Origin of the sequence: Lysinibacillus sp. UBA6686 (assembly GCF_002455205.1) — a bacterium.
Classification (GTDB): Bacteria; Bacillota; Bacilli; order Bacillales_A; family Planococcaceae; genus Lysinibacillus; species Lysinibacillus pakistanensis.
This window is the reverse complement of sequence record NZ_DKJS01000084.1, coordinates 1-24,336: the sequence shown is the minus strand read 5'-3', so window position 1 is coordinate 24,336 and position 24,336 is coordinate 1. Positions and strand designations below refer to the sequence as shown.

Sequence of the window (24,336 nt, the reverse complement as noted above, 5' to 3'; positions counted from 1 at the left end):
AGAGTAGGACGTCGCTAGGCATTTAAAAAGCTAAGGATTAATTCCTTGGCTTTTTTATTATGGTTGCAGGATGATAATAACGTGTTTAAAAAAATTTCGAGCGAGAGTTATACTGGTGGTGATGGAGTTGATCTTTCATAGCTAATTTATAGTTCTGTCTTACTCATAATAGATATGGATAATTTTATTACTATTAATTTTTATATTAGAAATACTTTGAGTAAAATTGGCTTCTTCTATGCATTTAAATTTAAGAGCAGTTCAATAAAGGATTGTTTCTTTTAGAGATTTAAATGGTTTAATGGACATACTTTCTGGCTTTAATTTGTCGACCAGAAAAAATATAAAACAATGGAAAATATTTTAAATGATGATGATAAGCTGATTTTAAACTTGCAACCAGTTATTATTTCGTAATCTATTACAACTAAAGTGATAAAAAAGATTGCATGTATAGTTTCTCTATGATATATTTATTAATGTCTTAGAAAGGTCCCGTGGTGTAGCGGTTAACATGCCTGCCTGTCACGCAGGAGATCGCCGGTTCGATCCCGGTCGGGACCGCCATTTTAAATGTTAAATTTGCAGCTCTTATGATTTTATTAATCATAAGAGCTTTTTTTATTTGAGTATTAAATGTCAATATGAAATTTATGGTAAATATAGCCCGTTAAATAGATAGAAGAATATTTCCTACATGTGTAAGTTCTTGTTGATTTACACGCCTCCAGTAAAATAGAGCTTGATCATTGTTTTGAATCAAGGAGATTTTTGTGAATGTGGCAAAATGAAGGTAATTTCTTTTCCTAAATTTTATTGGGCTATACTAGCTTTTTATTTTGTCGAATACATAAGGAAATCTTTATTTTAAGGGGGGATTGCTAAATTGAAGTGTACAAATGCATGATTGATTAGTATTTTTGCTAGATAGAAATCAACTTATACTTAATAGAATGACTGTCGTAGATTATGAGTAGACTTGCCGTATAACTTGTTTCGTTTTACCATAGGGCAAATAGAATACTTAATTTATGAACATAAATGCTTCTTCCATAAAGGAGACGTGTTTTTAACTTCTTTCAGCAAATGTTTTTTGTATCGAAAGCATTGCGGACAGAAATCTTCCACCTCTATAAGTGGTGAGATGAATGATAATTTAAGTTACTATTCAGTGGATGTCCATACACCCGCTGAAATAGAGGGACTCAGTCTAAGAACCCCATGTCCTGTGGCGAAGCGACGGCAATACGGTTTTAACTGTGCGAAAGCGAAGCGACAGCAACAACAACATACGACTGAGTGACCAACATCATGTTGCTGCGTTAACACTACGCTTTCGCACGAAAAAACATCTGTTGGCCTAAAGCCTCCAGCGGATGTCACGGAATTGAAAAGGAATTAGTAAAGGATGTTGCCTAAAATCATCGGTTCCATGCGATAACGGCTAACTGACCTGCATCAATCAGGCCTAAGTACAAAGCCGATTCAGGACGCAATTATGCTGAGGCATAATTGATCTTTCTCTGTGTACTTAAATTAATTTTTGAAGAATCATTGGATGCTTTGAACATTTACGCTTGTTTCGGTAAACTAGAGATAATGTAGCTTGGAAAGGAAAAAGACATGATGTATGAAATAATAATGAACTCACTGGATGATACTGAAAGCTTTGCATTGAAACTTGCCAACTTACTAGAAGCCCGGGATACGATAACGTTGGAGGGAGATTTGGGTGCCGGGAAGACGACATTTACAAAAGCCTTAGCGAAAGGGCTAGGTGTAAAGAGGACGGTAAATAGCCCAACATTTACGATTGTGAAGCAATATGAAGGACGTTTACCATTCAATCATTTAGATGTTTATCGATTAGCTGAAAGTGACGAAGATCTTGGATGGGATGAGCTATTTTACGGAGATGCTGTATCAGTTGTAGAGTGGGCACATCTAATTGAACAAGATTTACCGCAGGAGCGTTTAGGAATAGAGATTTACCGAATCGGGGAAAATCAACGACGATTTGCGTTAACACCTCGTGGAAAGCGATATGAGGCATTATGTGAGGAGCTAATAAAATGATTTGGTTAGGGATTGAAACAGCGAATGCACCGCTGTCTATTGCTGTTGTAAGGGATGGGCAAGTGATTGCAGAGATTGTACAAAATATAAAATTAACACATTCAGCAGGAGCGATGCCTGCTATTGAGGATGTACTTGCACGAGCCAACATAAAGCCAAGCGAGTTAGATGCAATTGCGGTATCTGAGGGGCCAGGTTCCTATACAGGGGTACGAATTGGTGTAACACTGGCCAAAACACTAGCATGGACACTGCAAAAGCCTCTAATTGGGATATCAAGCTTGAAAGCATTAGCTGCAAATGCCGCTTTATATGAAGGATTTATCTGCCCAATTTTTGATGCGCGAAGAAATAATGTATATACGGGAGTTTATAGGGGTTCAGAATTAGACACTATTTTGGATGACTATCATGATCATATTGATGGCTTATTAGCACGTTTAAAAACTCTGGAGGAACCTATTTTGTTTGTTGGAGCCGATGTAGCTGTTTTTTGGTCTAGGATCGTAGAAGTACTAGGTGATGATGCCCGTCGTGCACCTTTTAGTTATGATTTGCCTCGAGCAAGTGAAACAATTCGATTAGCGTCAGCCTTAGAGCTACCTTGTGTGGAGGCAGTTCATCATTTTGTCCCACAATACAAACGTATTGCAGAGGCAGAGGCAAACTGGCTAAAGGAGCAGAAGGAGAAAAGGGATGAGTAGTAATATAACGTACCGTAAAATGGTTTCTGACGATGTTCCGGCTGTATATGCAATCGAGCTTGCTACATTCCCAACGCCATGGACGCTAGATTCTTTTTACTATGAAGTACATGAAAATCAATACGCACATTATGTGTTAGCTATAGATGAAGAGGATCACATAATTGGTTTTTGCGGTATGTGGATGGTAGTAGACGCTGCACAAATTACGAATGTTGCTGTTATAGAGTCAGCACGTGGCCGTGGGATTGGTGAAGGATTAATGCGAGAGGCTATGCGAATTGCGCAACAGAATGAGATGGAAATCATGAGCTTAGAGGTGAGAGTAACGAATACCGTTGCTCAAAATCTTTACCGAAAGTTAGATTTCCAAGATGGTGGATTACGAAAAGGCTATTATACAGATAATGGGGAGGATGCCCTTGTTATGTGGGTGAATTTATAATGGATAATCAAATAATTTTAGCAATAGAGTCGAGCTGTGATGAAACAGCAGCAGCAATTATTCGAAATGGCTGTGAGATTGTTTCGAATGTTGTTGCATCTCAAATAGAAAGTCATAAACGATTTGGTGGGGTTGTACCTGAAATTGCGTCCCGCCATCATGTTGAACAAATTACGGTGGTCATTGAAGAAGCCCTAGCACAAGCAAATATAAATCCAAGTGATTTAGATGCAGTTGCTGTAACAGAGGGACCAGGTCTAGTAGGTGCATTGTTAATAGGAATTAATGCTGCAAAGGCCTTTGCCTTTGCTAACAATTTACCGATTATTGGTGTTCATCATATAGCAGGTCATATTTATGCAAATGCACTTGTCCAGCCAATGGAATTCCCACTTTTAGCACTCGTTGTATCGGGAGGCCATACCGAGCTTGTGTATATGAAGGAACATGGCTCTTTTGATGTCATAGGTGAAACGCGAGACGATGCAGCAGGTGAAGCTTACGATAAGGTTGCACGTGTTCTAAACCTGCCATATCCTGGAGGGCCACGTATTGACAAGCTTGCACAGGAGGATTGTGAGGCAGTATCCTTTCCAAGAGTTTGGCTAGAAGAAGATTCGTATGATTTTAGCTTTAGCGGCTTGAAATCGGCAGTAATTAATTACAAACATAATATGGATCAACGCGGTGAAAAAATATCTCCTACTGCTGTTGCTAAAGGCTTTCAGGAGAGTGTGGTTGAGGTATTAACAGCAAAAACACTACGTGCCGCACGTGAATATAAAGTGAAACAAGTCATTGCGGCAGGAGGTGTGGCAGCTAATAAGGGCTTGCGTACATCGCTTGAGAAGGTTTTTGCTGAAGAGGGCATTCCATTTTTTGTTCCTCCATTAAAGCTATGTACAGATAATGCTGCGATGATAGGGGCAGCAGCAACACCAATGTTTAAAGCAGGTATACGGGGAGATTTAACGATGAATGGTCGCCCTGGAATGGAGTTGAAATCCTGGGGGTAATAGAAGAAAGAGGTGTCATAGATTAAATTCTATGATACCTTTTTTTGATATGTGAAAAAAATGTAGAAATATTACATGGTGAGCATTGATGAATTGACAAATTTTTCAGATAATTATCCACAGGTTGTGAGGGAATAGAAACAACGAACATCCGTACTTATGCACAAAATGTTGATAACCTGTGCATAACTTGTGGTTATTCTATATATAGTAGCATGTTTTTCACATAAAACTGTGAGTAAAATAATTTGAATCTGTGGATAATGTGGAAAAGTCTGTTGATATGTTGGTATTACTAGATTCTTTGTGTGCATAAAGCTGTGGGCAGTTTTTGTCGAAAAATAGCACTTGACCAATATATATGAAATATAAGCGGAGATAAAGAAAAAAGCCATGTGTCAGGCACACGGCTTTACATCTAACTAGACAATGATATTTTCAAGTTCTTCATTAAGTTCGAGCCATTCTAACTCAAATAGCTCATGTTGTTCTTTAGCGGTGGATAATTCCTCTTGAAGCTGTAAGATTTTCTCATGGTTTGTGAAAATTTCTGGATCACAAAGTTCAGCTTCTAAATGGGTTATTTCTGCAATTACCTTTTGCATTTTATCTTCCAGTTCCTCAATTGTACGCCTTATTTGACGTTCTCGTTTTTTTGCCTCTTTATCAATTTTAGAGGTTGAGACTTTTTCTGTTACATCTGTTTGATCCTGAGATGTAGTAGCCTTCATTTGCGCGAGTTCTAATAGTTCCTGTTTCTTTTCAAGATAGTAATCATAGTCACCTAAGTACTCGAAGGAACCGTCACCAGATAGTTCAACTACTTTCGTAGCGATTCGATTAATAAAATATCTGTCATGTGATACAAATAATAATGTTCCAGGATAATCAATCAACGCATTTTCTAAGACCTCTTTGCTATCTAAGTCTAGGTGGTTAGTAGGCTCATCTAAAATTAAGAAATTTGCCTTTTGCATCATTAATTTAGCAAGAGCAAGCCTAGCCTTTTCACCGCCAGATAAAGAGGATACAGCTTTATCTACATCCTCACCACTAAATAGGAAGCGGCCTAGAACGGTCCGAATATCCTTTTCATTCATTAATGGCCATTCATCCCAAAGCTCTTTTAAAACACTTTTATTGCTTGTGAGCTTTGCCTGCTCCTGATCATAGTAACCAATTTGAACATTTGTTCCATAACGAATTTCTCCAGAGAGTGGAGATAAATCTTTTACAATAGTTTTTAATAGAGTGGATTTACCTACGCCGTTTGGCCCGACAAGCGCAATTCGATCTTCTCTATAGGTACGCAAATGAATGCCACTTGATATTTTTTTAGCATTATAACCTATTGTTAAATCATCCACAGATAATACATCATTTCCACTTTGACGATCGATTGTAAAACCAAAGCTTGCCGATTTTTCATCGCCATCAGGAGATTCCATCCATTCTGTTCGTTCTAACATCTTACGGCGACTTTGTGCCATCTTTGTGGTAGAAGCACGTGCAATATTTTTCTGAATAAATTCCTCAAGCTTGGCTTTTTCATCTTGCTGGCGTTCAAACATTTTCATATCACGCTCATAATTTTTCGCTTTTTCATCCAAATAAGCACTATAATTACCTGTATATTTTGATACCCGATGGCGTGAAACTTCATAGACAATCGATACGACCTGATCTAAGAAATAGCGATCGTGGGAAACAATAAGAATTGCGCCTTCATAACTTTTTAAATAAGATTCCAGCCAGGATAGCGTTTCGATATCTAAATGGTTTGTAGGCTCATCTAGTATTAAAAGATCTGGTTTACTTAAGAGAAGCTTAGCAAGTGCTAAACGAGTTCGTTGTCCCCCTGATAATGAGCGAATGGATTTTTCGTAATCCTCAGGATAAAACTGCATGCCATGAAGCACTGAACGGATATCAGATTCATATTGATAGCCACCTGCATCCTTAAAATTATGCTGTAATTGATCGTACTCAGACATTATTTTGGCATATAAAATAGAATCTTCATAAACCGCTGGATCAGCCATTCGTTGTTCTAGTGAGCGAAGGGTCTTTTCTTGTGCTAAAAGCGGTTCAAAAATGGTTAGCATTTCATCCCAAATCGACAAGGTTGAGTTTAATCCAGCGTGCTGCTCTAAATAGCCGATTTGTATGCCCTTAGGAATAATAATATCGCCCGCATCATATGACATTTGACCAGCAATTATTTTTAGTAGAGTAGACTTACCTGCGCCATTTCGTCCCACTAATGCAACGCGATCACGATGTTGAACTTCTAACTTAACACCACTTAATATTTCATCTGCAAGGAAGGATTTATATAGTTGATTGACCTGTAAAACAATCATTCTTGACACCTCAATTCTTCCTTAGTGTAATGGATGAACGATGTGCTTGCAATGTCGATGCTTTACTTATTCCGAGCTGTCATGTAAGATTGAAACGATTTCCTTTTAGTTAGTGGCGTAAATGGCGCCATTAACTAAAGGGAAATTCTCCAATTAGAAATAATAAACTTTGTAAGTAGTTCAATAAGCATGTATCATTTAAAATATGTTTAGGCGAATTTTGATACATACAAGGAGGAAAAAGTTTGAAACAAGAATTAAAAATTCCACAAGCCACTACTAAAAGACTTCCTCTTTACTATCGTTTTATCCAAAACTTTGCGCACGAAGGCATGGAACGAATTTCATCGAAGGAGCTAAGTGAGGCGATGAAAATAGATTCAGCAACCATTCGCCGTGATTTTTCTTATTTTGGTGCACTTGGGAAAAAAGGATATGGCTATGATGTTCAACATTTATTAAAATTTTTTAGTCAGACGCTAGATCAACATGAAACGACAAAAGTAGCGTTAATCGGTGTAGGGAATTTAGGTAGTGCTCTATTAAAATATAATTTTCAAAAGAACCATAATACACATATCGTTGTAGCATTCGATTCTAAAGCTCCAAAGGATGGCAAAATGATTAGTAATATCCCCGTTTTTCACCCTGATCTATTGGAGGAAAAATATGCAGAATATGGCGCAGAGCTAGCCATTTTAACAGTTTCACCACGCTCAGCACAAAAGATGGCTGATCGTCTAGCAGCCATGAATGCTAAGGGAATCTTAAATTTTACCCCAGAGCGCATTACTGTCCCAGATAAAATGCAACTCTTAACAATAGATTTGTCTGTCGAATTACAGGCACTTATTTATTTAATTCGTAATCAGGAAGAGTGAAAATAATACATAATTCCAAGTATAGTTCACAGTTTCTGTCAAATAGAAATATGAAATAAAATAAGAAGTAATCTATAAGAGTGACGAAAAACTTTCACATATAATTAGTTAGCAAAATGGCGAAATATGCGTTAAAATGATGGATATAAAGAGGAGGTGGCTGAAATGAGTCCAATAGGTCCAATGAGCCTCATTATTATCGGAGTTGTCGCGTTACTAATTTTTGGCCCTAAGAAATTACCAGAGCTTGGTAAAGCATTTGGTTCAACACTACGTGAATTCAAAAATGCTACTAAAGGTTTAGCCGACGATGAAGATGATGATAAGAAAAAGAAAGAACTAGATAAGTAAGTTAGGATGTTGAGGAATGAATCCAAAAGATCTAACTGTTATTGAACATATAGAAGAATTAAGAAAGCGGCTTTTCATTGTTGCCGTTTTCTTTGTTCTTGCTATGATTGCTGGCTTTTTTGTTGCAAAGCCAATTGTTAAATATCTTCAAATTACTGGGGAATCCTATAATATAGAGCTCCATTCATTTGATGTAGTGACACCACTTTCAATTTATATCCAAGTTATTTTTTTAATATCATTTATTGTTTCTTCGCCGATATTGATGTACCAATTGTGGGCATTTATAAGTCCAGGACTAAGGGACATAGAACGAAAAGCAACCTTAAAGTATATTCCGTATTCGTTTTTATTGTTTTTAGCAGGGTTGTCCTTTTCTTTCTTTTACTTCTTTCCTTATGTCCTAAAATTTATGATGAGTTTATCGAATGAATTAGAGGTACTGCCGACAATTGGCATAAAGGAGTATTTTTCATTTTTATTTAGACTTACAATACCATTTGGTTTCCTTTTCCAATTACCGGTAGTAGTCCTATTCTTTTCACGTATCGGAATGCTATCACCTGAAATACTAGTTCGTTTTAGAAAGTATTCCTATTTTGGTTTGTTTGTATGTGCTGCCATAATCGCTCCACCTGAGCTGGCTTCACATTTAATGGTTTCAGTACCTTTGTTTGTTCTTTATGAAATTAGTATTATGATTTCGCGTATTGGCTATAAAAAATATTTGAAATCAGAGGAAATGCGATTGAAAGAGGAGCAGGAAGCTGAGCAAAAACGGCAGGTTGAAGAGGCACTTGAACAGCAGCGACGACAGATTGAAGAATTAAATCAATAAATAATAGAAGCTCGATGCATGTGTATTGAGCTTTTTATTGTAAAGGAAAAATCAGTGGGAAAAAAGCTCCCACTGATTTTTTATTGCATTTTTTGTAGTTCATCGAGCAACTTTTGTAACTGTTCTGCATACACTTGTACAAGTGTCACAAAACCATTCAGCATGACGTGGGCGATAATGGACGTCCAAATGCGTTTTGTCTTATGGTATAAGAAGGCAAAAATTAATCCACAAATTGTATAAAGCAAGATATGTGAAAAGTCCCTATGAATAAGAGCAAAGAAAATGGCACTAACTATTGCTGCTATCCAGAAATTTGTTGTTTGGACAAGCGATCCAAAAATAACACGGCGGAAGACGAACTCTTCTAGTATTGGTCCAAATACGACAATTGCCAATATCGCAATAGGAGCACCTTTAGCAATAGCGACAATATCAGCCGTGTTTTGCGAACCACCTTGGATACCAAATACAGCCATTTCAATAGCTGCGCCAATCATTTGGCCGATGAAAACTAAGAAGAAACCAATAATTCCCCACATAATTGATAGTGGTATCGTTTCTTTCTTTCCCTGATAAATATCCCAAAACGTTTTATCGCGGGAGGTTAGGAATAAGCTAAGGATTAATGCTATGGCGAAGCTTAGTGCAATATACCAGCCTTGTGTAAGTGGAGCGGCTTGTGCACTAGCTAAACCAGTAGTACTCATAACAAGCTTGTGAAACGGTTCTATCAGCCATTTGCCTGATATTTGCATGAGGATATAAATCAATAAAACATATAGGGCTGTTTTTTTATGTTTATTTACTTTTTGAGAATTAGTCACAGTCAAAATCCTTTCCATTCATTATGCTACCTTTCTATTGTAGAGGAATTTGGAAAGAAAACAAAATTTTTCGAAGTTCTGACTTGCAAAAAAAAGTGTGATTGATTATCATAATAATTGTGTTAGCACTCAACTGGATAGAGTGCTAATAAACTCTCAACAAACATTTAATTAATAGGAGGTTGTTTCACTTGTTAAGACCACTAGGAGATCGTATTGTAATTGAACTAATCGAGGTAGAAGAAAAATCTGCATTCGGTATTGTACTGCCAGACTCTGCAAAAGAAAAGCCGCAAGAGGGTAAAGTTGTAGCAGTTGGGACAGGTCGTGTGTTAGAAAACGGACAACGTGTAGAGCTTGACGTTAAAGTTGACGACCGCATTATTTTCTCAAAATACGCTGGTACAGAGGTTAAGTATGAGGGTAATGAATACCTAATCTTACGCGAAAGCGATATTCTTGCAATTATTGAATAATTCAATGCTTTAATAAAGCAATGCCTATAATGATTGTCACATATGACAATAACAGTATGGTGAAATTGATATAAATATATTGATGAAGCTTAACGAATATTCCATTTCAGGAGGGTAAATTCAAATGGCAAAAGATATTAAATTCTCAGAAGAAGCTCGTTCATTAATGTTACAAGGTGTAGATAAATTAGCAAACGCAGTTAAAATTACATTAGGGCCAAAAGGGCGCAATGTGGTTTTAGAAAAAAAATTCGGTTCACCGCTTATTACTAATGACGGTGTTACAATTGCAAAAGAAATTGAACTAGAAAACCCATACGAAAACATGGGTGCAAAATTAGTAGCAGAAGTTGCTTCTAAAACAAATGAAATCGCAGGTGATGGTACGACTACTGCGACAGTTTTGGCACAAGCAATTATTCGTGAAGGCTTGAAAAACGTGACGGCTGGTGCAAACCCTGTTGGTATTCGTAAAGGGATTGATAAAGCAGTTGCTGCTGCACTAACAGAATTACACGCTATTTCTCGCCCTGTAAGCAATAAAGATGAAATTGCACAGGTAGCTGCCATCTCTGCTGCTGATGATGAAGTTGGACAACTTATTGCTGAGGCAATGGAGCGCGTTGGTAACGATGGTGTTATTACAATCGAAGAATCTAAAGGCTTCACAACAGAGCTTGATGTTGTAGAAGGTATGCAATTTGACCGTGGCTATGCTTCACACTACATGGTAACTGATACAGATAAAATGGAAGCGGTTCTTGATAACCCATACATTTTAATTACAGATAAAAAAATTACAAACATTCAAGAAGTATTGCCATTATTAGAACAAGTGGTACAACAAGGTCGTCCACTTTTAATCATTGCTGAAGATGTTGAAGGGGAAGCTCTTGCAACACTTGTAGTAAACAAACTTCGCGGAACATTCAATGCTGTAGCTGTTAAGGCACCTGGATTTGGTGACCGTCGTAAAGCGATGTTAGAAGATATCGCCATCCTAACAGGTGGTCAAGTGATTACAGAAGAATTAGGCTTAGACCTTAAATCTGCTGATATTACATCACTTGGTCGCGCTGCAAAAGTGGTTGTAACAAAAGACAACACAACAATCGTAGAAGGCGTTGGCGGTGCAGATGCAATTGAAGGCCGTATTGGTCAAATCCGTGCTCAGCTTGCTGAAACAACTTCAGAATTCGATAAAGAAAAATTACAAGAACGCCTTGCAAAATTAGCAGGTGGTGTAGCAGTCATCAAAGTTGGTGCTGCAACAGAAACTGAGTTAAAAGAACGTAAACTTCGTATTGAAGATGCACTGAACTCAACTCGTGCAGCTGTTGAAGAAGGTATCGTATCAGGTGGTGGTACTGCACTTCTTAACGTGTACTCAGCGGTTGAAAAGGTGGCAGATACAGAAGAGGGCGATGTAGCAACAGGTGTGAAAATCGTTTTACGTGCATTAGAAGAGCCTGTTCGCCAAATTGCAAACAATGCTGGACTTGAAGGCTCAATTATCGTGGATCGTCTAAAACGTGAAGAAATCGGTGTAGGCTTCAACGCAGCAACAGGTGAATGGGTGAATATGATTGAAGCGGGCGTAGTAGACCCAGCGAAAGTAACTCGCTCAGCTCTACAAAACGCAGCATCTGTAGCAGCACTATTCTTAACAACAGAAGCAGTTGTAGCAGATATTCCAGAACCAGCAGCTCCAGGAATGCCTGATATGGGCGGTATGGGTATGCCTGGCATGATGTAATCACTCGCTTTAGCCCTTAATAAGGGTAAATAAAAGGCGAAATGCTAACATTTTGATAATATAATGGATTTTAATAGAGGCTTCTCATTAGTTGTGTAAACTTTTGAGAAGCCTTTTTTTCATTTCAAAAACTAACTGGCAAAATGTCTAAATTTGTAGTTCATTTGATATGGTTTTTACCGAATATTAAAGTAAGAAGCTCTTTTAATATTGAAAGGAGGAAAATAGATGCGCATTGAATATAACCAATATCATCAGCCAGTCACTGATCATAAACTAACAAAGTCAGCAACACAAGCAATTGAAGAGGAAAAACAATTGATGCAGAAGCAAAAGAGGGAGCAAGAACTAGAAAGGCAAAAAAAGATAGCAGAGCAACTAAAGAGAGAAACTGAGGCTGCTAAAGAGCGAGTGAAGGCAGAGGAAGACGCATTAAATATTTATACAACATGTTTAGAAATTGCAAGACGTATTTCCTCCGGAGATAAAGTTCCAACGAAGGATCATCAATTTTTAATCAAGCATGACCCAGCATTATATGGGAAAGCGCTGACGATGCGTATACCTAAAGAGGATCCCAAGGAGTACAAACAATTGTCTGAGGATGAGGAGAGTCAAAATAAGCAACAGTCAGGTATATCTGAAGAAATAAGCGAAACAACAAGTCAGGATAATTCTAGCTCAACGGTAGATATAAAAATTTAAAAATCAAGGGTCTGCTCTCAAGTTTCTAATTTGAGAATAGGCTTTTTTTGTGCTGATTGAAAATAGAGAAAGCTATTAAATTAATTTTCCTGTTGTTTTTCGATAGATTATCACTTACAATACATATTGATAATGATAATCGTTATCATTAAAGAGAAATGTTATAAATAGAGGTGAAATCTTGGATAAACAGGATGCTAAGAGAATAGGCATAGGTAACATGTATTATGTCACGATCTTACTTATCATTGGTGCAATTTTATTATCTGCCGTGTTATCTGTATCAATAGGGCAGGTTAGTATTCCATTCAGGCAATCTATGGATATCCTTTTACATACGATTACCAATGGAAAGTTAGGGTCACTTGATCATATTCAAAATCAATCATATTTAAATATTATTTTGCAGGTAAGAATGCCTCGCGTGGTATTTGCCTTATTGATTGGTATTGGGCTTGCCTTATGTGGAGTAGTAATGCAGGCGATTGTACAAAATCCACTTGCTGATCCATATATTCTGGGTATTTCCTCTGGTGCCACATTGGGTGCAACCTTCGCCATTCTAATTGGCTTTGGTGGTAGTGCGTTCCTAGCTCAGTTTGGTGTAGCTTTTGGTGCTTTTGCAGGGGCAATGTTGACATCGATGGCTGTTCTTCTTTTATCAAGTATTGGTGGTAAAGCAACCTCCATTAAACTCGTATTATCAGGAGTTGTGATAGGGGCGTTATGTAGCTCATTCTCAAGCCTTATGATATTTTTTGCTAAAAATACGGATGCCATTAAAGCTGTTACATTTTGGTCCATGGGGAGTCTAGCCACTGCTAGCTGGGACAAGACACCAATCTTAGCAGTTGTTGTTGTAATAGGGGCAGCGTTATTTCTTTTCCAACACCGCATATTAAATACAATGCTATTAGGTGACGAATCAGCTATTACATTAGGAATCAATTTAAGTATTTATCGAAAGTTATATATGATTCTTACTTCTTTAATAGCAGGAACTATGGTTGCCTATGCGGGAATGATTGGCTTCGTTGGTTTAATTATTCCTCATATTACAAGGGGTATTTTTGGTGCAGATCATAAACGCTTAATGTTGGGGACGTTACTGTTAGGTGGATTATTTATGATCTGGGCAGATATTTTATCTAGAACCTTAATTCAAAATGTTGAATTACCTATAGGAATTATTACCTCTGTCATTGGATCACCATTATTTATCTACATGATTGTAAAAAAAGGTTACAACTTCGGAGGGTAGAACAATGGAATTAATTGCTAAGGAAATGGAAGTCAAGATAGGCAAAAAAGAAATTGTTAAAAACGTTTCTATTCATGTAAAAAAGCAACAATTTGTGGGCTTAATCGGACCAAATGGATGCGGAAAGTCAACTTTACTGAAAAGTATCTATAAAAGCATTTCACCACAAAAGGGAATGGTCTTTTTAGATGATTTAGATGTTTTAAAAAGTCCAGAGAAAAAGATTTCCCAGCACTTAGGTGTAGTAGGGCAATTTAATGAAATGCATTTTGATTTAACTGTGCATCAGATGGTGCTATTAGGCAGAACTCCGCATAAGAAAATGTTAGAGTCAGACACGAAGCATGATTATGGAATTGTTGAGGAAGCGCTGAAACGTACAAATTTGCAAGATTATAAGGATCGCAGTTATCTATCATTATCAGGTGGGGAAAAGCAAAGGGTTATTTTAGCAAGAACGATTGCACAGCAACCTAAATTTATGATATTAGATGAACCGACCAATCATTTAGATATCCGCTATCAAATTGAAATTTTATCCTGTGTGAAGGAATTAAATATAGGCGTTCTTGCAGCTCTTCATGATTTAGAGATGGCAGCACATTATTGTGATTATCTTTACGCAGTGAAAGATGGCGAAATTTATGCGCATGGCACACCAGAGGAAGTTTTAACACCTGATACAATAGAAGCTTTATATCAAATAAAGTGCCAAACATTTACTAATCCGGTGACGAATGGATTAAGCTTTGCATATGGATTTTAGGAGGAGTATAAATGAAGAAGAGATTATTAATTGGAATGAGCTTAGCAGCTATGTTACTGTTAACAGCTTGCAGTGGCACAGTAAAAAGTACATCTGAGGAATCAGGAGCGAAGGAGCATTATCCACTAACCATAGAAAACTATACAAAGGCTGAAGGTGGATCAACTTGGGAAAAGAAAGTACAAAAATTCGATAAAGCACCTGAAAGAATTATGGCTAACACACGCCCAGCAGCAGAACTATTATTACACTTAGGCTTAGGGGACAAAATTGTTGGAGTTGGTGCAAACTTTGGTGCACCTGATACATCTGTGGAGAAAGAATATGAAAAGTTAAATATTTTAAGCGATGGATATGTTGGCAAAGAGGTTACATTAGGAACCGATCCAGATTTAGTTTTTGGACGGGGTGGATTATTTGATAATGCTGAATGGGGTGTAGGTACTGTAGATTCTCTTAATGATATGGGCGTTAAAACATATGTTTTAGAATCTTCTATAACAGGAGGAACCTATGAATCAATCTACAAAGATATAGAGAATGTTGGGGAAATTTTTAATGTTCAAGACAAAGCGGCTAGCTTTATTAAGGAATTAAAAGATAGACAAAAGACTATCTCTACTAATTTAGAGAGCATTAAAGAGCACAAAACATTTGCTTATTTGCATACGAATGATCCAAAAGATCTTTTCGTATGGTCAGCACATGGTGAATCATTCTTTAACGATGCATTTAATATGATTAAACTAGATAATATCTTTAAGGAAGAAACAGGTGATATTAGCATCGAGACTTTAATTGCTACAAATCCAGATGTTTTAATTCTACCAAACTGGGATGGATCAGATCTTACAAAAGTACGTGAGGAAATTTATGCCAATCCTAAACTTTCAAGCATGAAGGCTATTCAAAATAAACAAATTTATATTGTAGATTATAATTACATGTTTGGCTATGGCTATAATACAATTGACGGTATGGAAGCTTTAGCAAAAGAAATATATCCAGATTTATTTAAATAAGTGAAGGGGCAAGAAGATTAATCCCCAATTTTTAAAGGAATAGCACGCTAGAAATTTTCTAGCGGCTATTCCTATTTTTAATGAATCAGTAATTGGTTTCTATTTAATATTATGATTGATAAATGTGTAAGCATACTATCCCAACAAATAGAAACGGGATGCTGCTTATCAAGATAGATTAACCGAGTAGTAAGGTTGTTATTTATAGAACTTGTATCTATCAAAGGAGGCGAGGAATTCAAAAATAGACCTGTTTTAAAGATGGCCTCCTTTAATGTCCATAGCTCGTAAAAGGCTTGTAATCGATTGGAATTGGCTTCTAAATTAAATATAGATAATTCAGCCTGTGTCATTGCAGAAAATATGACCTCTTCACTCAAAGGTATTATTTCTTCTACATCAATTCCGACGCGACCCTTTGTAGTTAGTGCCACGACTATCCACTTTCCCGAATGTGATAGATTTATATCGCCTTTCCAATTATCATTTATTATATATGGACGTCCGTTAGCATCTCTTTTCATTTGAATTGGGTAATTGTCGAGGACTTTTTGAAGCGCCCATTGAATAAGTGTGCTTCCTAATAAGGCTCTCTGCCTGTCCTGCCAATGCTTATATTGTAAAATTCTATGTTGCTCTGCCTGTGATAGCGGATGGAAAAGCGTATCCCATTCTGCTTGTACCAGTTGTTGGCCAAGAGGTAACGCAAATAAGTATACTTTGGGAATCTTCATATGATTTTTATAGACTCTGGCTCAGGGAAGTACTCCATTTTTATGCCATAATGAATCATCTTGCGAATAAAGGCTGCATTGGGCACTGCACATGAAATTCCTGTATGTGCTAAAAATGCTTGTGTTTTTTCGCAATTAAAGATAAATGGTGAATCACTTGCTCCATCACCTTCTAGCTGTGCAATGGCTAATGATAAAAACGCCTGTGCTTCCTCTGTATGCTCGTTATATAAAAGCCAATTCGTATATTCCTGAGCAGTCATAGTTTCAAGCTCATAGCCAAGCTCCTTAATCATGTCAATAAAGTCTAGATAACGTAGCGGAGCAGGGTTACATAAATGGAATACATGTCCGTTTGAAGTAGGCTGACTTGCGAGAGCCACTAGCGCTTGGCTTGCATAATTAATTGGCGTAAAATCAACGTGCCAATGAGCAATAGGGGTCTTACCTAAATAAAGCATGGATTTAATCATACGATAAAAAGCATTGTCATCGATATTGCGTTGGAATTTACCAGTTTCAGAATGACAGGTTAAATTCCCAACACGATAGATGGATATAGGAATATCAAGCTTGCAGGCCTGACGTACAAGATTCTCAGCCTCTAGCTTACTTTGCGTATAAACATTGTTGAGCTGATAGTCATAATTAAAATTACCTTGTGCTTCATTGGGTCCCCAATTATTTGCGGCAAGCTCCTCTGGAATCCCCATTGTTGAAACATAATGGAAATGAATACCTTTTTTACGTTTAGCTAGTTCCAACAAATATTTAGTACCCTCAACGTTAACATCATTAAATTGTTCCGCTGCACCAAAATGTCTTACGTCTGCTCCGCAATGAATAATTGCATCAATTTGATTAATAATGGCATTCTCATCTTTGTTAGATAAACCCAGCCTTTGATGTCCTAAATTTCCTTGTATCATTGTCACTCGATCTTTCAAACGTGTAGTGATACTATCTCCGAAATAAAATTGCATAGTATCATTAAGCTTTTCTTCAAGGGATATACGTGCATTAGGTCTAATGAGACAGTAAACCTGGACATTTGTTGTCATTAGCAGCTCGTATAATACATGAGTTCCTAAAAAGCCAGTTGCGCCAGTTAGTAAAACAGTGTTCATCGGCAATGGTTTTACTAGTTTTGAAACTGGTAGGGAGTTCGGCTCCTTTAATTCCTTTAATAGGGCAGTAGAAATCATCTTAGGATTTTCGTGATTCTCAGACTGATAGTTACGAATGTAATAATCAAGCTCTGCAATAGTTTGATATTGGAAGAAGTCCTGTATTTTTAAGAAGGGAATATGCCTCTTCACTTGTACAAGAATCTCTAAAACTTTCAACGAATGTCCACCGATGTGGAAAAAGTTATCATGAATGCCAACTTGTCTTACACCAAGAACGTACTCCCATGCCTTAGCTAGCAATTTCTGTCTATCATTTTCTGGGGCTACATATTTGCTATTTAGAGATGTCGTTTCTTCTATCTCCAGTAATAGCTTCCGGTCAATTTTACCTGTTGGAGACAGAGGCATTTCTGGTAATTCAAAGAATCGCTCAGGAACCATATATTCTGGTAAATTATTTGATAAATACTCTCTAATGGTCATTTGTTCTATTTGTATGCCGCCTGACACAGTATAATAGGCTAATAAACTATTATTTCCATCAGCCTTTTTCTTCGCTACAATGATTGCCTCTTGTATGCTAGGGAAATTACTCAATACAGCTTCAATTTCCCCAAGCTCAATACGAAATCCTCTAACTTTAATTTGGGAATCTTTCCGTCCAATAAATTCAATGATACCACTTGGCAATAAACGAACTAAATCGCCTGTTCGATACATCAATTCCTCGGTTTTGAATAGATGTGGAACAAAAACCTCGGCTGTTTTTTCAGGCTGGTGTAAATAACCTGCTGCTAAACCAATGCCTGCAATACATAATTCACCTGTGACATTGATTGGACAAAGCTGATTATTGCTATTAACAATATACATTTCATAGTTGGCAATCGGTCTGCCAATTGGCATACTCCCCTGATTGTCTGTTATCGTATCTTTTATCCTGTAGTAGGAGGATAGCACTGTGCATTCAGTTGGCCCATAAACATTAACAATTTCAGTACTTTTACCGAATTTCTCTTGCCATCTTTGTACAACAGCAGGCATTAGTGCTTCACCGCCGACTGATAAATATTTAAGAGTCGATAATTTTTCTTGATATTCTATAGGTAGATATGTGGCAAGCTGTGTAAAGAAAGCATTTGGTACTGTTGCGGTAGTAATCTTTTCCCGTGCAATCATATTAGCAAACGCTTCGATGGATAGACGTTCAATACTTGTGAGCATATGTAGTCTTGCACCTGAAAAAAAAGCCGTAAATGTTTCTGTGACTGAAGGGTCAAAACTGTAGGAGATAAACTGAGAATAGACGTCATCTTTAGTGGATTGGTAAATTCTCTGATTATCTGTTATTAAGTTAATAACAGCCTCATGTTTGAGCATGACACCTTTTGGTTTACCTGTGGATCCAGATGTATAAATAATATAGGCTAAATCGGATGGATGTAGATCGATGTGGATATTTTCTTTTGTAAAACTATCCTTCTGATTGACGGTCAACACCATCCGAGGTTGTTCATCATTATGTATGAGTTGTTTCAGTAAGTTTATATGTTCATCTTTCGTCAATACAAATGGAGCGCTAGTGTCGTTCAAAAGGTATTGGCAACGTTCTCGTGGATAGCTTGGATCAATAGGAACATAGGCACCGCCTGCTTTTAGTACACCTAGAAGACTAATAATTGTTTCCTTACTGCGCTCCATTATAATAGCTACAAAATCGCCCTTTTGCAGGCCTTTGTCTATTAACATATGAGCAATTTGATTAGATTGTTCATTTAGTTGACGATAGGTCATCGTACCATGTTCGAAGGATAGTGCAATCTTATCAGCAAACTGGTGTGCAACCTGATAAAAGACTTCAGGTATTGTGATATTTGTATTGTAATCGGCTTTAGTTTGATTTAATGCTTGGTATGCTAGCAAATCTTGTTCATTTAACAGTTCTGTACACTGAGAGACTGGCAGTTGCTGCTCAAATAGTTGTGTTTGATGATGTGATAAATAAATATTAAAATCTCGTGAATTATTCAATCATAACAACTCCTATTATCAAAGAGGGGGATCAATAGGCAGAATATTAAAAATAGATTTTAGTAATTACTCCCGCAGATTTTCATAAATCTGCGGGATATTGAGAACCTGCTTCTGCTTATAGAAAGACTCTTTTCATTTTATTTCACGATAAATGTGTTAACAACATTTAATAATTCGCTGGACAAATCAGTTAGTACTTGTGCTTCTTCAGAAACTCTTTGTACGGTATTCAGTTGAGAAGAGGAAGTTTCAGCGACTGCTCGTGTATTATCTCTTGAACTCACAGAGAAATCTTCCATATCCTTTACAGCAGAGGTTACTTCCTCCATGCCGGCTGCCATTTCTTCTATTGTTGCGGATAGTTCCTGTATTTGTCCAGTAACATGGTGGATTGAAGTTAAAATATGACTAAATGACTTCTCAGAATCATTGATCATGACTAAACCATTATCCACTTCCTCTACAGCACGCATCATCACATTTACAGATGTATTTGTATCATGCTGAATATGTGAGATAAGTGTGGAGATTTCGCGAGCGGATGCCTCAGATTGCTCAGCAAGCTTGCGTACTTCGTCAGCTACAACAGCAAAACCACTTCCAGCTTCGCCAGCTCGTGCTGCTTCTATGGCTGCATTCAAAGCTAGTAAATTTGTTTGGGAGGCGATACCGGTAATAATACCAACGATTTCTTCAATCTTACCTGAATGTTCGCCAAGCATTTTTACAGATGCTGCTGATTGATTCACAGCTTTACTAATCGCATTCATTTGGGCCACAGATTTATTTGTTGAGTCATTTCCTTTTTCAGCTTCCTCAGATGCTTGAATGGAGGATTCTGATATTTGGTTGGAAGTCAAGGCAATTCGTTGAATACCTATGCTCATTTCCTCAATGGTAATCGAGCTTTCTTTTGCTTTTTGGACTTGTAAATCAGCGCCTCCGGCAATCTCTTGCATCGATGAAGCCACACTATTGTATGAATCTGTTGCTTCTTGCATATTTGTAGATAATACATTGGCAGTGTTCGAAACACGTGCTGAAACATTTGTAGTGCTTTTAATAACTGCTTTCAAATTTTCAATCATGGAATTAAAGTTTTCTGTAAGAAGGCCCACTTCGTCTGTTGATATCACAGGTAAGGGCTCTAGCTCTAAATTACCATCTGCCACTTTTTTAGATTGTAGGGAGAGATGTTGAATCGGTGTTAATTTTCTTTTTAAAACTGTATAAACAGCAATGGATGAACCAATTAAGAAAATTATTGTCACTAAAAGAATCCATGATACCTCTGTCATCGCCTTAGCCGTTACCATTGAAACATCATAGTCAATTGCATATGCAGCTAAAATTGTTCCGTTTTCATCCAAAATTGGTGTAAGGCCTGTTTTATAGCTACCATACTCATCTGAATAGATGCTCGTAGCGGTCGCTTCTTTTGTTTCAAAGACTTCTTTAATTCTTGCTAAAAAGTCATCTGATAAGCCCATAGCTATCATATCTTGGTTATACTCTGCCCCAAAATCCAGTACGCTCGAAGATAGAACTGGCGCGTTTATATTTTTTCCGTCAACTGTTATAAGGAATAGATTTGTGATAATATCCGAATGATCGTTTATATCGTCCATTTCTTTTGTTAAACGAAGAACATCTGGATTGCTAGCATTAGGCTCCTTGATAACAGATTGCAATGTTTTTAGGTCTATTGACTTTGCTAAGATCATTCCTTTATCGAAAAGAGATTGATTCATATCTTTTAAATTACTATTCTTTACTATATAATAGGAAAGACCTAGATTGACTAATCCGAATAGTAGTAAAATACTTATTACAATAGTTGTTAATTTTCTACTGATGGACATGTTCTGTTTCTTACTTTTTTTCATGTTCTTCCTCCTATAATTATATACAAAACATATTTTAAGTAAAAAAATAGACATTCACAGCTGAGATGGTCAAAAGTAAATAGTAGAGAACATTACATTTGGCAGTCCTGATGTAATTTTCGTGGAAGATATGTATACCTTTTTATTAAAATATTTATGAATGGAAAATAATCCAAACATCCCCTGACATTAAACAACTATACTGCCAAAAAAAATGATTCACAACCCAAAAAACTTACTATTTCGACTTATGATCTTTAAAATAAAATTTTGAAAACTGGTATAATAGTACAAGAATAACTGTTTCGTGTTGATATTTTTATAAAAATTTATTAATTTTTAAATATTTAATTATAAGAAGTGACATTCATGAAGTTGTTTTTAGGAATTAAATTGTAGGTGAAAAACATCTTTTATTTTTAAAATTGGGTCTTTTAAATTACAAATATTATTATGATAGAAATAGGTGAAGCATATAGCCTATTTTTATAAAACGCTTTCTATTAGTTTAAAACGAACTAGTAGAAAGCATTTTTATTTGATCCTGAGTTCCTTAAAATGCCAGACACTATTCCTGGTAAGCCCCGAAAATTATGGTATTGTTTGCTATGATGTAGCTGAGGAGGGGATAGAGAACTGTCCCCTAATTTCATCAGTTCTTCCTTCTGATTCAAAAATCTGTTATTGCGTTGATTAGTGCTAATAGAGAGAGTACCCAAATTCTTTTATACCAGAATAAAATTGTTGATTAAAATCGTCGGGAGTAACATATGTCAATGAAACACACCTTTCTTTATTTTTATGCCTATATTCAAAATTCCTCTAGTTCTTAGACGAGTGTGCTTAAAATTGAAATTGTTATAAAATATACTGATTTTCATTATAATAAGAAAAAAAGGGTGTTTGCATAATGGCAATTATCAAGATTAAGAAAATAATATTGCATAATTTACGAAATGTTCGTCATGGTGAGATTTCCATTGCAGTAAATTTCGAGTCATTTTTACAGGCCAATGTTGTAGGCTTATATGGACAGAATGGTTCAGGTAAAACAACGATTGTCGATGCCTTCAGTATATTGAAGGCACTAATTTCAGGTTGGATAGCAGAGGTGAAATTACCTGTACAAGAAAAACGCTTAGTGATGGCAGGAGAGGGTAAGGCTAGCATAGATTTTGAGTTTCTTGTGGAAAATCAGTTTGGTACATTTTTTGTCAATTATTATGTAGAGCTACAAGAGGATGAGTATCGACTATACACAGTACATGAACGACTTACGTACCGAGAAAATGACAAGGGTNNCAAGGGTAAACGTACGAAGATATTAATGGCTGTTACAGATGATGATGTGCAGATACGTAATGCTAAACTGACTGATTTGAATGAAAAAGCACGTATTCAATTGCTAGTTGTACAGCAATTAGCTAGAAGACAATATATGTCATTTATTTTCCATAAAGATTTAAAGCCCCTATTACAAGAACAGCTTTCGGAGCTGGAGATGGAGCTTCTTCAAAATATAGCGATTGATTTTACTCAAGATTTTCATGTTGTAAATAATCAAAATATCGCACCATTGTTTGAGGAGCGAATCATGCCCTTTAGTATCCATTTAGAGAGAACTAGAGGTTTAATACCATATGATTTAAAGGGACCAGCAGTATTGCCAGAAGAGACCTTCTATGTGTTATGTGAGGTTGTCGAACAAAGTAATCAAGTATTATCAGCAATTATCCCCGGTCTGACCATAAAAATTAATGTTATTACGAAACAGATGATGGATAGTGGGGCAAAAGGGGTTCGTTTTGAATTTTTATCCAAGCGGGGAAAACGTGAATTACCGCTTCGTACGGAGTCAGAGGGGATATTAAAAATTATTTCTGTCCTTAGCTTGCTTATTGCGGTATACAACAATCCTAATGCATGTGTCGTTATTGATGAATTAGATTCTGGTGTTTTTGAATATTTGTTAGGTGAGTTGTTAACAGTGATAGATGAGGATGGAAAAGGTCAACTTATCTTTACATCTCATAATTTACGTGTGTTAGAGGTGCTAGCTATTAAAAATTTATGGTTTACAACAACAAATGAAGATCACCGCTATATGCAGCTAAAAGGAATAAAGGAAGTAAATAATGCTAGGGATGTCTACCTACGTGCTATCCAGCTTGGTGGTCAGGATGAGGAAGTTTATAAGGAAACAAAATCATTTAAAATGAAGCGTGCATTTAGAAAAGCAGGTGTGCAGCATGACTAAAAAAATTCTTCTCATTATTGTTGAGGGACAGACAGAGCAGATTATCTTAGAGGATTATTTAGATGAATATTTTGCAAATTCGATGATTCGCTTTGACGTTCAGCGTGAGGATATTTTGACAAAATGGGATGCCAATAAGCGTATCCCAAATATTAAAAATAGTGTTGTTAAAGTAATCCAGAGCTATTTAAATAAATATAAATTTCTAGCAAAGGATTTAACGGCAATTGTTCATATTACAGATGCAGATGGCTGCTTTATTGCACCAGAATTTGTTAAGGTGAAGGAGGATATCGAGCAAAATTTGTTTTATACGGAGGATGCAATCTTAGTGAATTCGGATAAACGCAAAGTTCAAATTGAGCAACGTAATGAAATGAAAGCGAATAATGCTAGGATCTTAGTGGCGAATGACCACTTCAGCATTAACCGTTTAAAAGTACCCTATCAATTATTTTATTTTTCTACAAACTTAGAACATGTACTATGGAATGAGCGCAATGAAATTCCAACAGAAAAAGTGCATAAGGCGGATAATTTTATGGAAAATCTCACTGGTACTATTGAGGAGTATTTAAGCGAATTTCTACCAGTTAGTCAAGAGCTCCCATATAGAGAAAAAATGAAAAAAAGCTGGGCATTTTTAATGGATGACTGTCATTCATTGCAAAGAGGAACCAATGTCCCGTTGTTATTTGAAATGATTAAATCTGATGTACAATAAAAGTGCCCTCCAATGTTCAAGGAGGGCACTTTTCATGTTGTTGAAATACTATTATGTCAATGAAATCAAGGTGACAAATTAAAA

General features: G+C 36.6%; 21 protein-coding genes and 1 tRNA gene. 17 read left to right on the top strand and 5 right to left on the bottom strand.

The features are described from left to right. Nucleotides 1-491: 491 nt before the first annotated feature. The 6 genes from B2R82_RS22835 to tsaD all read left to right on the top strand — a co-directional run bounded on the left by B2R82_RS22835 (nt 492) and on the right by tsaD (nt 4,241). A tRNA-Asp gene (locus B2R82_RS22835) sits at nt 492-567 on the top strand. A gap of 526 nt (nt 568-1,093) precedes the next feature. After that, the gene (locus B2R82_RS22830) at nt 1,094-1,303 is read left to right on the top strand and encodes a hypothetical protein (protein ID WP_286927248.1); all 210 of its coding nucleotides are present in this window, start codon (nt 1,094-1,096) and stop codon (nt 1,301-1,303) included. A gap of 323 nt (nt 1,304-1,626) precedes the next feature. Beyond that, the gene (tsaE, locus tag B2R82_RS22825) at nt 1,627-2,076 is read left to right on the top strand and encodes a tRNA (adenosine(37)-N6)-threonylcarbamoyltransferase complex ATPase subunit type 1 TsaE (RefSeq protein WP_286927247.1); all 450 of its coding nucleotides are present in this window, start codon (nt 1,627-1,629) and stop codon (nt 2,074-2,076) included. After that, a complete protein-coding gene (tsaB, locus tag B2R82_RS22820; RefSeq protein ID WP_286927246.1) occupies nt 2,073-2,780 on the top strand; it encodes a tRNA (adenosine(37)-N6)-threonylcarbamoyltransferase complex dimerization subunit type 1 TsaB in 708 nt (235 codons plus the stop codon). The genes tsaE and tsaB overlap by 4 nt, the downstream gene beginning before the upstream one ends. Beyond that, on the top strand, nt 2,773-3,225 hold the full coding sequence (rimI, locus tag B2R82_RS22815; RefSeq protein WP_286927245.1) for a ribosomal protein S18-alanine N-acetyltransferase: 453 nt from the start codon (nt 2,773-2,775) through the stop codon (nt 3,223-3,225). Before tsaB ends, rimI begins: the two co-directional genes overlap by 8 nt. Further along, the gene (tsaD, locus tag B2R82_RS22810; protein WP_286927244.1) at nt 3,225-4,241 is read left to right on the top strand and encodes a tRNA (adenosine(37)-N6)-threonylcarbamoyltransferase complex transferase subunit TsaD; all 1,017 of its coding nucleotides are present in this window, start codon (nt 3,225-3,227) and stop codon (nt 4,239-4,241) included. Before rimI ends, tsaD begins: the two co-directional genes overlap by 1 nt. Before the next feature lie 422 nt (nt 4,242-4,663). On the opposite strand, the gene B2R82_RS22805 is transcribed toward tsaD, so the two are convergent. Beyond that, nucleotides 4,664-6,604: an ABC-F family ATP-binding cassette domain-containing protein gene (locus B2R82_RS22805; RefSeq protein WP_286927249.1), complete on the bottom strand. Its 1,941-nt coding sequence runs from the start codon at nt 6,602-6,604 to the stop codon at nt 4,664-4,666. 245 nt (nt 6,605-6,849) lie between these two features. Between B2R82_RS22805 and B2R82_RS22800 the strand changes: the two genes are divergently transcribed. The 3 genes from B2R82_RS22800 to tatC all read left to right on the top strand — a co-directional run bounded on the left by B2R82_RS22800 (nt 6,850) and on the right by tatC (nt 8,674). Next, complete coding sequence (locus tag B2R82_RS22800) at nt 6,850-7,485, top strand: redox-sensing transcriptional repressor Rex (protein WP_283869784.1); 636 nt, start codon at nt 6,850-6,852, stop codon at nt 7,483-7,485. A gap of 165 nt (nt 7,486-7,650) precedes the next feature. Next, on the top strand, nt 7,651-7,836 hold the full coding sequence (locus B2R82_RS22795; protein ID WP_286927243.1) for a twin-arginine translocase TatA/TatE family subunit: 186 nt from the start codon (nt 7,651-7,653) through the stop codon (nt 7,834-7,836). Nucleotides 7,837-7,852: 16 nt separating this feature from the next. After that, nucleotides 7,853-8,674 carry a twin-arginine translocase subunit TatC gene (gene tatC, locus B2R82_RS22790; protein WP_286927242.1) on the top strand — a complete coding sequence of 274 codons (822 nt, stop codon included), beginning with the start codon at nt 7,853-7,855 and terminating at the stop codon, nt 8,672-8,674. A gap of 80 nt (nt 8,675-8,754) precedes the next feature. On the opposite strand, the gene B2R82_RS22785 is transcribed toward tatC, so the two are convergent. Further along, nucleotides 8,755-9,501, bottom strand: coding sequence for a CPBP family intramembrane glutamic endopeptidase (locus B2R82_RS22785; protein ID WP_376781263.1), 747 nt, complete (start codon nt 9,499-9,501; stop codon nt 8,755-8,757). Between the two features lie 191 nt (nt 9,502-9,692). On the opposite strand from B2R82_RS22785, the gene groES reads away from it, so the two are divergent. From groES to B2R82_RS22755, 6 genes are all read left to right on the top strand, one after another. Beyond that, on the top strand, nt 9,693-9,977 hold the full coding sequence (gene groES / locus B2R82_RS22780; RefSeq protein ID WP_054771925.1) for a co-chaperone GroES: 285 nt from the start codon (nt 9,693-9,695) through the stop codon (nt 9,975-9,977). 124 nt (nt 9,978-10,101) lie between these two features. Then, nucleotides 10,102-11,733 (top strand): chaperonin GroEL, encoded by a 1,632-nt coding sequence (gene groL / locus B2R82_RS22775; RefSeq protein ID WP_286927240.1) that lies wholly within the window; start codon nt 10,102-10,104, stop codon nt 11,731-11,733. Between the two features lie 228 nt (nt 11,734-11,961). Beyond that, nucleotides 11,962-12,438, top strand: a complete 477-nt coding sequence (locus tag B2R82_RS22770; protein WP_286927239.1) for a hypothetical protein — start codon at nt 11,962-11,964, stop codon at nt 12,436-12,438. Nucleotides 12,439-12,619: 181 nt separating this feature from the next. Further along, entirely contained in the window at nt 12,620-13,699 is a 1,080-nt protein-coding gene (locus tag B2R82_RS22765; RefSeq protein WP_286927238.1) for a FecCD family ABC transporter permease, read from the top strand. Between the two features lie 4 nt (nt 13,700-13,703). Continuing rightward, nucleotides 13,704-14,465 (top strand): ABC transporter ATP-binding protein, encoded by a 762-nt coding sequence (locus B2R82_RS22760; protein ID WP_283869775.1) that lies wholly within the window; start codon nt 13,704-13,706, stop codon nt 14,463-14,465. Nucleotides 14,466-14,476: 11 nt separating this feature from the next. Then, entirely contained in the window at nt 14,477-15,487 is a 1,011-nt protein-coding gene (locus tag B2R82_RS22755) for an ABC transporter substrate-binding protein (RefSeq protein WP_286927237.1), read from the top strand. A gap of 77 nt (nt 15,488-15,564) precedes the next feature. On the opposite strand, the gene B2R82_RS22750 is transcribed toward B2R82_RS22755, so the two are convergent. The 3 genes from B2R82_RS22750 to B2R82_RS22740 form a co-directional block, all read right to left on the bottom strand. Then, on the bottom strand, nt 15,565-16,221 hold the full coding sequence (locus tag B2R82_RS22750; protein WP_286927236.1) for a 4'-phosphopantetheinyl transferase family protein: 657 nt from the start codon (nt 16,219-16,221) through the stop codon (nt 15,565-15,567). Beyond that, entirely contained in the window at nt 16,218-19,382 is a 3,165-nt protein-coding gene (locus B2R82_RS22745; RefSeq protein WP_286927235.1) for a non-ribosomal peptide synthetase, read from the bottom strand. Before B2R82_RS22745 ends, B2R82_RS22750 begins: the two co-directional genes overlap by 4 nt. Before the next feature lie 140 nt (nt 19,383-19,522). Further along, the gene (locus B2R82_RS22740; protein WP_286927234.1) at nt 19,523-21,271 is read right to left on the bottom strand and encodes a methyl-accepting chemotaxis protein; all 1,749 of its coding nucleotides are present in this window, start codon (nt 21,269-21,271) and stop codon (nt 19,523-19,525) included. Between the two features lie 910 nt (nt 21,272-22,181). On the opposite strand from B2R82_RS22740, the gene B2R82_RS22735 reads away from it, so the two are divergent. Together B2R82_RS22735 and B2R82_RS22730 are read left to right on the top strand one after the other, a co-directional pair. After that, complete coding sequence (locus B2R82_RS22735) at nt 22,182-23,528, top strand: AAA family ATPase (protein WP_286927233.1); 1,347 nt, start codon at nt 22,182-22,184, stop codon at nt 23,526-23,528. Then, nucleotides 23,521-24,252, top strand: a complete 732-nt coding sequence (locus tag B2R82_RS22730; protein ID WP_286927232.1) for a hypothetical protein — start codon at nt 23,521-23,523, stop codon at nt 24,250-24,252. The genes B2R82_RS22735 and B2R82_RS22730 overlap by 8 nt, the downstream gene beginning before the upstream one ends. Nucleotides 24,253-24,336: the final 84 nt, after the last annotated feature.